The 12132-nt window shown below is 70.9% G+C and carries 16 protein-coding genes; 12 read left to right on the forward strand and 4 right to left on the reverse strand.

The annotated features are described in order from the left end of the window. The first annotated feature begins 14 nt into the window (after positions 1-14). The 3 genes from LRM40_RS02350 (at position 15) to LRM40_RS02360 (ending at position 1766) form a co-directional block, all read left to right on the forward strand. Positions 15-404, forward strand: a complete 390-nt coding sequence (locus LRM40_RS02350) for a DUF2946 domain-containing protein (RefSeq protein WP_151123765.1) — start codon at positions 15-17, stop codon at positions 402-404. Between the two features lie 78 nt (positions 405-482). Beyond that, positions 483-1178 (forward strand): helix-turn-helix domain-containing protein, encoded by a 696-nt coding sequence (locus LRM40_RS02355; RefSeq protein WP_151123764.1) that lies wholly within the window; start codon positions 483-485, stop codon positions 1176-1178. A gap of 60 nt (positions 1179-1238) precedes the next feature. Then, on the forward strand, positions 1239-1766 hold the full coding sequence (locus LRM40_RS02360) for a copper chaperone PCu(A)C (RefSeq protein ID WP_375138565.1): 528 nt from the start codon (positions 1239-1241) through the stop codon (positions 1764-1766). Positions 1767-1769: 3 nt separating this feature from the next. Here the strand turns inward: LRM40_RS02360 and ruvA are convergent, their stop codons facing one another. After that, positions 1770-2345 carry a Holliday junction branch migration protein RuvA gene (gene ruvA / locus LRM40_RS02365; RefSeq protein WP_022980648.1) on the reverse strand — a complete coding sequence of 192 codons (576 nt, stop codon included), beginning with the start codon at positions 2343-2345 and terminating at the stop codon, positions 1770-1772. 53 nt (positions 2346-2398) lie between these two features. Between ruvA and LRM40_RS02370 the strand changes: the two genes are divergently transcribed. Beyond that, positions 2399-3382: a PhoH family protein gene (locus LRM40_RS02370; RefSeq protein WP_151123763.1), complete on the forward strand. Its 984-nt coding sequence runs from the start codon at positions 2399-2401 to the stop codon at positions 3380-3382. A gap of 27 nt (positions 3383-3409) precedes the next feature. After that, positions 3410-3874: an rRNA maturation RNase YbeY gene (gene ybeY / locus LRM40_RS02375; RefSeq protein ID WP_151123762.1), complete on the forward strand. Its 465-nt coding sequence runs from the start codon at positions 3410-3412 to the stop codon at positions 3872-3874. 27 nt (positions 3875-3901) lie between these two features. On the opposite strand, the gene LRM40_RS02380 is transcribed toward ybeY, so the two are convergent. Together LRM40_RS02380 and hemB are read right to left on the reverse strand one after the other, a co-directional pair. Continuing rightward, positions 3902-5065 carry a magnesium transporter CorA family protein gene (locus LRM40_RS02380; RefSeq protein ID WP_375138564.1) on the reverse strand — a complete coding sequence of 388 codons (1164 nt, stop codon included), beginning with the start codon at positions 5063-5065 and terminating at the stop codon, positions 3902-3904. Further along, on the reverse strand, positions 5034-6029 hold the full coding sequence (gene hemB / locus LRM40_RS02385; protein WP_510592278.1) for a porphobilinogen synthase: 996 nt from the start codon (positions 6027-6029) through the stop codon (positions 5034-5036). Before hemB ends, LRM40_RS02380 begins: the two co-directional genes overlap by 32 nt. Before the next feature lie 283 nt (positions 6030-6312). Here hemB and LRM40_RS02390 point away from each other — a divergent pair, with 283 nt between their 5' ends. From LRM40_RS02390 to LRM40_RS02420, 7 genes are read left to right on the forward strand one after another with little or no spacing between them, the layout of a single operon-like run. Then, positions 6313-6747, forward strand: a complete 435-nt coding sequence (locus tag LRM40_RS02390) for a CopD family protein (RefSeq protein ID WP_151123761.1) — start codon at positions 6313-6315, stop codon at positions 6745-6747. An 11-nt stretch (positions 6748-6758) separates the two neighbouring features. Further along, positions 6759-7934, forward strand: coding sequence for a VanZ family protein (locus LRM40_RS02395; protein WP_231067681.1), 1176 nt, complete (start codon positions 6759-6761; stop codon positions 7932-7934). A 44-nt stretch (positions 7935-7978) separates the two neighbouring features. Next, a complete protein-coding gene (locus tag LRM40_RS02400; RefSeq protein ID WP_151123760.1) occupies positions 7979-8308 on the forward strand; it encodes a (2Fe-2S) ferredoxin domain-containing protein in 330 nt (109 codons plus the stop codon). A 3-nt stretch (positions 8309-8311) separates the two neighbouring features. Continuing rightward, complete coding sequence (locus LRM40_RS02405) at positions 8312-8938, forward strand: alpha/beta hydrolase (RefSeq protein ID WP_151123759.1); 627 nt, start codon at positions 8312-8314, stop codon at positions 8936-8938. A 53-nt stretch (positions 8939-8991) separates the two neighbouring features. Next, the gene (locus LRM40_RS02410; protein WP_151123758.1) at positions 8992-10155 is read left to right on the forward strand and encodes a D-alanyl-D-alanine carboxypeptidase family protein; all 1164 of its coding nucleotides are present in this window, start codon (positions 8992-8994) and stop codon (positions 10153-10155) included. A 27-nt stretch (positions 10156-10182) separates the two neighbouring features. After that, positions 10183-11076, forward strand: coding sequence for an aminotransferase class IV (locus LRM40_RS02415; protein ID WP_151123757.1), 894 nt, complete (start codon positions 10183-10185; stop codon positions 11074-11076). A gap of 43 nt (positions 11077-11119) precedes the next feature. Then, positions 11120-11401 (forward strand): DUF493 family protein, encoded by a 282-nt coding sequence (locus LRM40_RS02420; RefSeq protein ID WP_375143041.1) that lies wholly within the window; start codon positions 11120-11122, stop codon positions 11399-11401. Positions 11402-11429: 28 nt separating this feature from the next. On the opposite strand, the gene LRM40_RS02425 is transcribed toward LRM40_RS02420, so the two are convergent. Beyond that, the gene (locus LRM40_RS02425; RefSeq protein ID WP_170288842.1) at positions 11430-12119 is read right to left on the reverse strand and encodes a tetratricopeptide repeat protein; all 690 of its coding nucleotides are present in this window, start codon (positions 12117-12119) and stop codon (positions 11430-11432) included. Between the last annotated feature and the right edge of the window lie 13 nt (positions 12120-12132).

The raw sequence follows: 12132 nt of genomic DNA on the forward strand, positions 1-12132 counted from the left end.
AGAATCAAGCCACGATGCTGAGCCTCTTGCGTCATCGCTGCCGCCGCCTGTCCTGGGTCGCCTTCCTGGCGATCTTCGGGCTGGTGTTCGCGCCGACGATCTCGCATGCCGTGGCCCTGGCCGCCTCCGGTGGGGCCTGGACGGACATCTGCTCGACCCAGGCCGAGGCCCCCCGGGGTGACCTGAGCGCCCCTGCAGACCGGCGTCTGCCCGTGGCGGGGGATCACTTCCAGCACTGTCCGCTGTGCGGCCTGGGGGCCAGCCCTGTGCTGCCCCCCGATGCCGCCACGCCGATGACGCCCTCGGGCCTGCGCGAGGGCCTGCCCACGCTGGCGGGGTCTTCGCCCCAGCCCCTGTTCGCCTGGGCGTCGGCCCAGCCGCGCGCACCACCGGCTTTCCTCTGACCGGGTCCGGGCTCCGCCCCGGCCACCGCGGCGCTCCGCCTGCCGGCGCGCCTGTCATCCGTCAGATGAAAGTCGATCATGGAATCCATCCTGTTCATTGCGCCCGGCGCTGCGTCGCCCGGGCCTGCCCCTGACGCGGCCGAGGGGCTCTGCCTGCCCGCCGGCAGCGCGCTGGCGCCCTGCGCGGACGCCCCGCGCCTGTGGCGCCTGACCGAGGGCGCGCTGCGCCTGGACCGTCCGGAGGCGGCCGACGCCACGGGTGGCAGCTTCACCCAGTTGCTGCTGCCCGGCGACCTGGTGGGCCTGGAGGGCCTGACCGGTGCGGCCGGCTACCAGGTGCGCGCCCTGGTGGCGAGCCACCTCCAGCCCCTGCCGCTGCCCACCCTGCCTGCAGGCTGGCCCGTGCTGGCCGAGGGCCTGGGCCAGCAGCAGCGCCGCGGCGAGGACCTGCTGCGCCTGCGAAGCGGCACCGCGCAGGCGCGCTTCAAGCACCTGCTGCTGCTGCTGGTGCCCGAAGCCTCGCGCCGGGAGGGCGATGTCTCGGCCTGGCCCTTGCCCACGCTCAAGGACATGGCCGCCATCATCGACACCGCGCCCGAGACGGTCTCCCGCATCCTGGGGAACCTGCGGCGCCAGCACCTGCTGGACGACCGCCAGCGCCAGGTGGCCAGCTTCAGCCCCACCCGGCTGCGCGAGGTCGAATGGCCCGCCGGCATGACCCGCACCGACCGCAACCCGCGACGCCGCCGCGCCGCCGAAGCCTGGGCGGCCTGACCCGCCTGTCCCCCTTCTCCCTTCCCGACCCCTTCCCCTTTTTCACCCGAGGACCTGACCATGACCCCTGTTCGCACCGCTCGCTGGATGAAGACCGCCGCCGCAGCCGCCCTGAGCCTGGGCTTTGCCACCCTGGCCCTGGCGCAGACCACCGTCGCCGAGCCCTGGGTGCGCGGCACCGTGGCCACCCAGAAGAGCACCGGCGCCTTCATGCGCATCACCTCCGCCCAGGGCGGCAGCCTGGTGGGCGTGAGCTCGCCGGTGGCCGGCGTGGTGCAGGTGCACGAGATGAAGATGGACGGCGGCGTGATGAAGATGGGCGCGGTCGACGCGCTGGCACTGCCGGCCGGCCAGGCCGTGGAGCTCAAGCCGGGCGGCTACCACGTCATGCTGATGGACCTGAAGCAGCCGCTGAAGGCCGGCGACACCGTGCCGCTGACCCTGACCGTCAAGGGCAAGGACGGCAAGACCGAGACCGTGGAGGTCAAGGCCCCGGTGCGGGCGCTGGGCGCACCCGCGGCCATGCCGATGGGCGGCGCCTCGGGCGCCATGCCCATGCACGACCACATGCACATGCAGGGCCAGTGAGCGTCAACCCAGGGCCTTGAGCGCGAGCTTGATGCCTTCGGACACGCCGACGTCGGCCGGCAGCTTCTTGAGCGCCAGGCCGGCGTCCTTCTCGCTGTAGCCCAGGGCCACCAGGGCCTGGACGATGTCGGCCTGGGCGTCGCTGGCCACGCTGGCGCCCGCGGGGGCGCCCAGGTCCGGGCCCAGCTTGCCCTTCAACTCCAGCAGCAGGCGCTCGGCCGTCTTCTTGCCGATGCCCGGCACCTTCTGCAGCCGCGCGCCTTCCTGGCGCGAGACGGCGCCGGCCAGGTCGGCCACCGACATGCCCGAGAGCACCGACAGCGCGGTGCGCGGCCCGATGCCGCTGATCTTGACCAGCTCGCGGAAGGTCTGGCGCTCCTCGGCGCTGAGGAAGCCGTAGAGCAGCTGGGCGTCCTCGCGCACCACGAAGTGGGTCAGCAGCGTGACCTTCTCGCCCAGCCCGGGCAGGTTGAAAAACGTGCTCATCGGGACGTCGACCTCGTAGCCCACGCCGCCGACGTCGATGAGCACCTGGGGCGGGGCCTTTTCCGCCACGATGCCTGTGAGGCGTCCGATCATGGCGCCGGATTATCGTTTGCCGGACAATTCCGGCCCGACTCCCCTTTGCGCCCATGCTGCTGCGACACACCTTTTCCCCGCTGGACAACACCCGCCTGTCGCACCTGTGCGGCCCGCTGGACGAGCATCTGCGCCTCCTGGAGGCGGTGCTGCCGGTGACCATCACCCGGCGCCAGGGCGCCTTCCGCATCGAGGGCAGCAAGCGCGACGGCGAGAAGGCCCTGGGCCTGCTGACCGCGCTCTACGAACGGGCCAAGAAGCCCATCAGCGCCGAGACCTTCCAGCTGGCGCTGGACGATGTGCGCCGCGGTGACGCCCCGGCGCGCGCGCCCTCGGCCGACGAGGGCGACATCGTGCTGCACACCCGGCGCGCCGACCTGACCGGTCGCACGCCCAACCAGATCGAATACCTGCGCCACATCCTGTCGCACGACATCAGCTTCGGCATCGGTCCGGCCGGCACGGGCAAGACCTTTCTGGCGGTGGCCTGCGCGGTGGACGCGCTGGAGCGCAGCACGGTGCAGCGCATCATCCTGACCCGCCCGGCGGTGGAGGCGGGCGAGCGCCTGGGCTTTCTGCCGGGCGACCTGACGCAGAAGGTGGACCCGTATCTGCGCCCGCTCTACGACGCGCTGTACGACCTGATGGGCTTCGACCGCGTGACCAAGGCCTTCGAGCGCGGCACGCTGGAGATCGCCCCGCTGGCCTTCATGCGCGGGCGCACGCTCAACCATGCCTTCGTCATCCTGGACGAGGCGCAGAACACCACGCCCGAGCAGATGAAGATGTTCCTCACCCGCATCGGCTTCGGCGCCAAGGCGGTGATCACCGGCGACGTCAGCCAGATCGACCTGCCGCGCGGCATGCCCAGCGGCCTGGTGGACGCGGCCCAGGTGCTCAAGAACGTCAAGGGCATCGCGATGACCCGCTTCACCGCGGCCGACGTGGTGCGCCACCCGCTGGTGGCCCGCATCGTCGAGGCCTACGACGCCCAGCAGGCCCAGCGCGAACAGCTGAGCAAGGCCGAGCGCCGCTGATCTCTCTTTTTCCGACCTGAGCCTGTCATGCCTGCTGCCCTGCCCACGCTGAGCCTGTCCCTGCAATTCGCCGATGCGCGCCACCGCGACCAGCTGCCGCGCCACACCGTCATCCGCTGCATCCGCCACGCGCTGGCGGCGCCGGCCGAGATGACGGTGCGCATCGTCGATGCCGAGGAGGGCCAGGCCCTGAACCGCGAATACCGCGGCAAGGACTACGCCACCAATGTGCTGACCTTCGACTACGCGCAGGAACCGGTGGTGATGGCCGACCTGGTGCTGTGCGCGCCGGTGGTGGCGAAAGAGGCGCGCGAGCTGCGCATCCCGGTGGCCGAGCACTACGCCCACCTGCTGGTGCACGGCACCCTGCACGCCCAGGGCTGGGACCACGAGACCAGCGAGGAAGACGCCGAGGCCATGGAGGCCCACGAGACCGAGATCATGCTGGGCCTGGGCCTGAAGGACCCCTACCGCAAGCGCCGCGGCGCCTGAGCCTCGCTCGCGGAGGCCGCCGCGGCCTCAGTCCGGCGACTGCCGCGTGCCCAGGTAGCGCTTGCGCCAGAACAGGCCGCCCAGCCCCAGGCCGGTGGCGGCCATCACCCCCACCGCGATCCAGAAGCCGTCCTGCTTGTGGATCAGCGGCAGCCCCTCGAAGTTCATGCCGAAGATGCCGGTGATCAGGTTCAGCGGCAGGAAGATGGCGGTCAGCACGGTCAGCGTGCGCATGATGTCGTTGGTGCGCTGGCCCACGGCCGAGAAGTGCATCTGCACCGCGGCCTCGGAGGCCTGCTCCAGCCGCCGCACATGGGTCAGCACCCGCTCGATGTGCTCCAGCACGTCCTTGGAACGCACCCGCAGCAGCTCGCGCTCGCGCTGCCCCGCCGCGTTCTCGGCGGCCGGCCACTCGTCCAGCGCGTCGATCCATTCCTGGATGGCGCTGCGCTGGTCTTCGCTGGTGTCTTCCAGCCGGTGCAGGGCCTCGCGCGACTGCAGGATGATGTGCCAGCCCGCGAAGCGGCTGCGCGGGCGCAGCAGCTCGGCCTGCAGGGCGGCGAAATGGCGGGTCAGCACCCGGCGCAGTTCCAGGTAGCTGTCCACCATGTGGTTGACCATGCGCAGCATCTGCTCGGCCGGGCTGGTGGGCAGGCGGCCGCTGCCGCGCAGGTCCGTCTCGCGCGACTGCTGCGACAGGCGCTGGGCGAAGTACTCGCGCACCAGGCAGTCCTCCGGGTGCACCGTCACCAGCACCCGGTCGAAGACCGCGAAGCCCACCGGGCTGGTGTCGATGGCCGAGGCCGGCAGCGGGCCCAGCACCGGGGGTGCGGCCTCGTCCTCGGCCTTGGCCGGACGGTTGCCGTTCTGCCCGTTGGCGCTGCCGGCGGCGAGCCGGCGGAACACCAGCAGGTCGTACCAGGAGGTGTCCTCGTAGTGCGAGGGCAGCTGGGGGTTGAGCAGGTCGCTCAGGTGCAGGTCCACCAGGCCGGTGCCGGCCCAGCGTTGCAGCTGGCGCTGCAGCATCGGAATGGCGTCCTCGAAGGCCCGGCGGCTGAAGCTCAGCCACAGGTAGCCCGTCGGCGGCAGGGTCTCCGGCGGCTCGGACAGGGCGTCCGAGCGCTCCGGCGTGATGTGGAAGACCCGCATCGGCGGCAGGTCAGCCGTGCTGGCGCAGGAGGCGGGCGGCATCCAGGGCGAAGTAGGTGAGCACGCCGTCGGCCCCGGCGCGCTTGAAGGCAATCAGCGACTCCATCATCACCTTGTCGTGGTCCAGCCAGCCGTTCTGGGCGGCGGCCTTGATCATCGCGTACTCGCCGCTGACCTGGTAGGCGAAGGTGGGCATGCGGAACTCCTGCTTCACGCGCCAGAGCACGTCCAGGTAGGGCAGGCCGGGCTTGACCATCACCATGTCGGCGCCTTCGGCGATGTCCAGCGCCACCTCGCGCAGGGCCTCGTCGCCGTTGGCCGGGTCCATCTGGTAGTTGAACTTGTCGGACTTGCCCAGGTTGCCGGCGCTGCCCAGCGCATCGCGGAAGGGGCCGTAGAAGGCCGAGGCGTACTTGGCCGAGTAGGCCATGATGCGGGTGTGGATATGGCCGGCGGCTTCCAGCGCGTTGCGGATGGCGCCGACCCGGCCGTCCATCATGTCCGAGGGCGAGACGATGTCCACCCCGGCCTCGGCATGCGAGAGCGACTGCTTGACCAGGATCTCGGTGGTGATGTCGTTCTGCACGTAACCGTGTTCGTCGATGATGCCGTCCTGGCCATGCACGGTGTACGGGTCCAGGGCCACGTCGGTCATCACGCCCAGTTCGGGCAGGCGGGCCTTGAGCGCACGCACCGCGCGCTGGGCCAGGCCTTCGGGGTTGAAGGCCTCGGCGGCGTCCAGGCTCTTGGCGGCCGGGTGGATCACCGGGAAGATGTCCAGCGCCGGCACGCCCAGTTCCAGGGCCTGCTCGCCCACCTTCAGCAGCTCGTCGATGGACAGGCGTTCCACGCCCGGCATGGAGGGAATGGGCGCGCGGCCGGGGATGTCGTGCACGAAGACCGGCAGGATGAAGTCGGCCGGGCTCAGGCGGTGCTCGCGCACCATGGCGCGGCTGAAGGCGTCGCGGCGCAGTCGGCGCGGACGGTTGGCGGGAAACAGAGGCAGGTTCACGGTGATCCTTCGGCGCGCGGGGCACACGCGGCGCGCGCATTCGTGATGTTTTGCTGACAGCGTTCTATGGTACAGACCCCGGGGGGGTGTTACGATCTGTAGTGAGTCGGGCCTCCGGGCCGGGCTCCCTGCTTTTCCTCCCTGAGCAGGTGCCTTCACGTGATGACAGCGTCAAGGCTTTTCAGCCCCGGTCCTCGACCGGGGCTCTTTCTTTTGGGGCGCCGGTTTAGGGCTTTGGTTTCGGTCCCGTCACGGGGTGCGGCTCATAATCTCCCGCATGAGCAACCTCTACCTCTGGGTCAAGGCCTTCCACATCATCTTCGTGGCGAGCTGGTTTGCCGGCCTGTTCTACCTGCCCCGCATCCTGGTCAACCTGGCCATGGTGCCGCAGGAGAGCCATGCCGAGCGCGAGCGCCTGCTGCTGATGGGCCACAAGCTCTACCGCTTCGCCACCCTGCTGGCGGTGCCGGCGGTGCTGCTGGGCCTGTGGCTGTGGCTGGGTTTCGGCATCGGCAAGGGCCAGGGCTGGATCCACGCCAAGCTGCTGCTGGTGCTGGGCGTGATCGGCTACCACGTGCATTGCCGCAAGTTCCTGCGCCAGTTCGAGCAGTTCGCCAACCGGCATGACCACCGCTGGTTCCGCTGGTTCAACGAAGCCTCGGTGCTGCTGTTCGCCGCCATCGTCATCCTGGTGGTGGTCAAGCCCTTCTGAGGATCCGGTCCGTGGCGCGTCCCGAGGCGGCACCGCAGACCCTGCCGCAGCGTGGCAGCGGCCAGCTGAGCACGGCGATCCCGCTGGCACTGCTGTTCGCCGGGCTGATCGTCTACGCCAGCCTGTTCCCCTTCAGCGACTGGAGCTGGCCCAGCCACCTGGGCTGGCAGGAAATCCTGCGGCTGCCCATGCCGCCCTGGCGCGACCACTTCGACATGGTGGCCAACGGGCTGGGCTATGCGCCGCTGGGCGTGCTGATCTACCTGGCCGGGGTGCGCAGCCACCTGCGCTGGCCGCTGGCCTGGATCCTGGCGGTCGGCAGTGCCTCGGCACTGTCCTACGTGATGGAGGTGACCCAGCAGTTCCTGCCCGGGCGCTTTCCGTCCCTGCTGGACTGGCAGCTCAACACGGCCGGTGCGGTGGCGGGGGCCTCCCTGGGCGGCGCCTTGCAGGCGTTGCGCCTGATCGACCGCTGGCAGGCCACGCGCGAGCGCTGGTTCTGGCGCCGCAGCCGGGGCGCCCTGGTGCTGCTGCCGCTGTGGCCGGTGGGTCTGCTGTTCCCGGTGCCCTTGCCGCTGGGCCTGGGCCCGAGCTGGTCGCGCATGCAGGATCAGCTGGTGGACTGGCTGCTCGATGTCCCCTGGGCGCAGGGCCTGCTGGAGTGGGTGAGCGACATCCCGGTGCCGCAGGACCGGTTGCCCGAGCCGGTGGAGGCGCTGGGCACGGCCCTGGGCCTGCTGGTGCCCTGTCTGCTGGCCTATTCCATCACCCGGCCGGGCTGGCGCCGGGTGGTGGCCGGGCTGTGCCTGGCGGGCCTGGGCCTGGCCACCACCACGCTGTCGGCCGCGCTCAACTTCGGTCCCGTCCACGCCCTGTCCTGGGTGACGCCCGGCGTGGTGCCGGCCCTGCAACTGGGGGGCGCGCTGGCGCTGCTGGCGCTGCCCGCGCCGCAGCGCCTGGCCGCGGCCCTGGGCATGGTGGCGCTGGCCCTGCAACTGGTGATTGTGGTGCAGGCGCCGTCCGATCCCTATTTCGCGATGAGCCTGCAGGCCTGGGAGCAGGGCCGCTTCATCCGCTTCCATGGCCTGGCCAAGTGGGTGGGCTGGCTCTGGCCGCTGGCCACCCTGGTCTGGCTGGGGCTGCGCGTGGCGTCCTCGGAGCGCATGCCGCCCCTGGCCCGGCGCTGACCCTTGCTCACCGTCCGGTCGGAGCGGCTGCCTACAATCGCGGGATGAGCAGCTACTACCAGCGCCACATCTTCTTCTGCCTCAACCAGCGTCCCAACGGCGAGGACTGCTGCGCCCTGCACGGCGCCCAGGCCGGCTTCGACCGCTGCAAACAGCAGGTCAAGGCCGCCGGCCTGGCCGGTCCGGGCGGGGTGCGGGTCAACAAGGCCGGCTGTCTGGACCGCTGCGCCGGCGGCCCGGTGGCCGTGGTCTACCCGGAGGCCGTCTGGTACACCTTTGTAGACGAGGCCGACATCGACGAGATCGTCCGGTCGCACCTGCGCGATGGCCAGCCGGTCGAGCGCCTGATGCTGCCGCCCTCGGTGGGGCGCTGAGGGATGGCGGGCCTCAATCCGCAGTCGCAGCTCCTGACCATCGCGGGGCCGGCCGGCCCGCTGGAGCTGGCGATCGATGCCCCGCCGGACATGGCCCCGCGCGGCGTCGTGGTGGTCTGCCACCCCCATCCGCTGCACGGCGGCACCATGGACAACAAAGTGGTCCAGACCCTGGCGCGCGCCTTCCTGCAGCTGGGCTACCGGGTGGCGCGCTTCAACTTCCGCGGCGTGGGGGCTTCGGCCGGCCAGTACGACGAGGGCCGCGGCGAGGTGGACGATGCGCTGGCCGTGATCGCCGCCGTGCGCGACCCGGCGCTGTCGCTGGCCTTGGCGGGCTTTTCCTTCGGCGCCTATGTGGCCGCCGCGGCGGCGGTCCGTCTGCCGGCCGACCAGGCCGCCGAGCGCCTGGCCCTGGTCGGGCCCGCCACCTCGCGCTTTCCGGTGCCGCCGGTGCCGGCCGACACCCTTGTCATCCACGGCGAGACCGACGACGTTGTGCCGCTGCAGGCCACGCTGGACTGGGCGCGGCCCCAGGTCCTGCCGGTGGTCGTCGTGCCCGGTGTGGGGCACTTTTTCCACGGACAGCTGTCTGTCCTGAAGTCCCTGGTGACCGGGGCCTGGCACCGCTGAGTGCCCAGGGCCCGGCTGTCGGGCGCTTTTCCTTCTCTGTGACCGGAAATTCCATGACCTCTCTTCGCTCCCCCCTGTTCGGTGCCGTGCTGGCGCTGGGCACCGTGCTGCCGGCCGCCGCGCAGCTGCCGCAACCCCCGGAAATCGCCGCCCACGGCTACCTGCTGCTGGACATGACGACCAACCAGGTGCTGGCCGAGCGCGACGCCGACTCCCGCTTCGAGCCTGCCTCGCTGACCAAGCTGATGACCGCCTACGAGGTCTTCCAGGCCCTGCGCGACAAGAAGGTCTCGCTGGACCAGCGCTTGCCCGTGTCCATGCGGGCCTGGGCCGAGCGCAAGGGCGGCGGCTCGCTGATGTTCATCGACACCACCATGCAGCCCACGGTGGACGAGCTGCTCAAGGGCATGATCGTGCAGTCGGGCAACGACGCCTCCGTGGCCCTGGCCGAGGGCACGGCCGGCAGCCTGGACGGCTTCGTCGGCCTGATGAACCGCCAGGCCCAGGCCTGGGGCCTGAAGAACACCGCGTTCAAGAACGTCACCGGCCTGACCGAAGCGGGCCACTATTCCAGCGCCCGCGACATCTCGGTGATCGCCTCGCACATCATCCGCGACTTCCCCGAGCGCTACCCCTACTACTCCATCAAGGAGTACACCTACAACAAGATCCGCCAGGACAACCGCAACCTGCTGCTGCGCCGGGATCCTTCGGTGGACGGCATGAAGACCGGCTACACCGATGGCGCCGGCTACTGCCTGGTGGCCTCGGCCCAGCGCGACTTCCCCAACGGCAAGCGCCGTCTGCTGTCGGTGGTGCTGGGCGCCGCTTCCAAGGAGGGCCGGGCCGACGAGAGCCAGAAGCTGCTGAACTGGGGCTTCACCCAGTTCGATGCGATCCGTCTCTTCGACGCCAGCAAGCCGGTGGCCACGGTCAAGGTGTGGAAGGGCGCCAAGCCCGAGGTCGCACTGGTCGGTCCGCAGGGCGCGGTCTATGTCTCGGTGCCCAAGGGCGAAGGCGACAAGCTCAAGACCAGCATCGAGCGCACCGACCCGCTGGTGGCGCCGCTGACCAAGGGCCAGCGCGTGGGCACGCTCAAGGTGACCGATGCGGCCGGTGCCGCCGTGGCCACCGTGCCCCTGGTGGTGGCCGAGGACGTGCCGCTGGCCGGCATCTTCGGCCGTGCCTGGGATGCCATCCGCCTCTGGATCAAGTAATCTGTGGCCCTCTGGATGGAGGGCATCATGAGCGCACCGCTGCCGGACTACGTCTGCGACCTGGACGGCGAACTGCTGCCCCTGTCCCAGGCCCGCGTGTCGGTCCTGGACCGGGGCTTTTTGCTGGGCGACGGCGTCTACGAGGCCCTGCCGGTCTATGGCCGGCGCCTGTTCCGCTTCGACGATCACATGGCCCGGCTGGCCCGCAACCTGGACCGGCTGCGCATTCCGGCCTCGCACGATGCGGCCGGCTGGGAGGTCCGGGTGCGGCGCCTGGTGGCGGCCCAGCCCTTCGACGACCAGTTGATCTACCTGCAGGTCACCCGCGGGGTGGCCCTGCGCGAGCACGCCATGCTGCCGGGCCTGACCCCCACCGTCTTCCTGATGAGCACGCCGCTCAAGCCGGTGCCGGCCGAGTGGCGCCACCATGGCGCGGCCTGTGTCACGGCGCCGGATCTGCGCTGGTCGCATGGCGACATCAAGAGCATCTCGCTGCTGGGCAATGTGATGGCGCGCCAGGTGTCGGTGGATGCTGGCGCTGCCGAAACCATCCTGCTGCGCGAGGGCGAGCCCGGCGGCCCCTGGCTGACCGAGGGGGCCAGCAGCAATGTGTGGATCGTGCAGGAGGGCGCGTTGCTGGGGCCGCCGCCCGGGCCGCACGTGCTGCCCGGCATCCGGGTGGGCCTGCTGCGCGAGCTCTGCGAGGAGGCCGGCCTCGCCTTCAACCTGCGGCCGATTTGCGAGGCCGACCTGCGGGCGGCTGACGAGGTGCTGCTCAGCTCCACCGGCAAGGAGGTGCTGGCCGTGACCCGGCTGGACGGCGAACCGGTGGGCCATGGCGCACTGCGCGGCAAGCCCGGCCCGGTCTACGGCCGGCTGTACGAGGCCTACCAGCGGGCCAAGGCGGAACAGGCGGCCTGAGTCGTCTCTTGATATTCCGCCCGGCACCCCCAACTCAGGCCGCATGATGAACCGCCCCATTCCGCCCGAAGAGTCGCTGATCGAGTACCCGAGTGCCTTTCCCATCAAGGTGATGGGCGCGCATGTCGAGGGTTTCGAGGCCGCCATCGTCGCGGTGGCGCTGCAGTTCGACCCCGAATTCGACCCGGACAGCGTGGAGCGCCGGCCCAGCGCCGGGGGCAACTACCTGGGCCTGACCATCACGGTCACCGCCACCAGCCGCGACCAACTCGACGCGCTCTACCGCACCCTGACCTCGCACCCGATGGTCAAGGTGGTGCTCTGAGCCCTCGTGCCCAGCCCCGCCCGGCCCCTCAGGGGCTGGGTGCTTCCGCGTCGGTCAGTTCCTTGACCTTGTAGGGCGCGGCCTCGTCGCCCGCATCGGCGGCGGCCGCGTACCAGTAGCGCGCCAGCCGGCGGTTGGCGTCCACCCCTTCGCCCTTCTCGTACATCGAGGCCAGGATGTACATGGCCCCCAGGTCGCCGGCCAGCGCGGCCTGGCGGTACCACCGGGCGGCCTGGGCCAGATCCTGCGGCGTGCCCCGGCCCAGGAAGCAGGCCGTGCCCATCTCCAACTGCGCCTGCGGGCTGCCGGCCTCGGCCGCACGGTGGTACCAGGCCACCGCCTGCGGCAGGTCCTTCCAGCCCAGGCGGCCGCTTTCGTACAACTCCCCCAGGGCCTGCTGCGAGGTGACGAAGCCCGCGTCGGCCGCCTGCAGCAGCCAGTGCAGGGCGGTGGCCACGCTGGCGTGGGGCACCTCGCCGCGCAGGTGCATGGCGGCCAGATCGTGCTGGGCCACCGGCTGCCCTTGGCGGGCCAGGGCCTCGAAGGACCGGGCAGCCTCGGCCCAGCGTCCCTGGGCGTAGGCGTCCAGTGCCTGCTGCAGCGCCGGGTCGACCTGGGGCGGCGCCTCGGCCAGATCCTGCGCCGCGGCGGCGCCGCAGAGCGCCAGGCACAGCAGCGGCACGGCCCAGGGCCATCGCGGGGCGGAGCGAAGGAACATGACCTCTCCTGAA

This window comes from Ideonella dechloratans (genome assembly GCF_021049305.1).
Taxonomy (GTDB): Bacteria; Pseudomonadota; Gammaproteobacteria; order Burkholderiales; family Burkholderiaceae_C; genus Ideonella; species Ideonella dechloratans.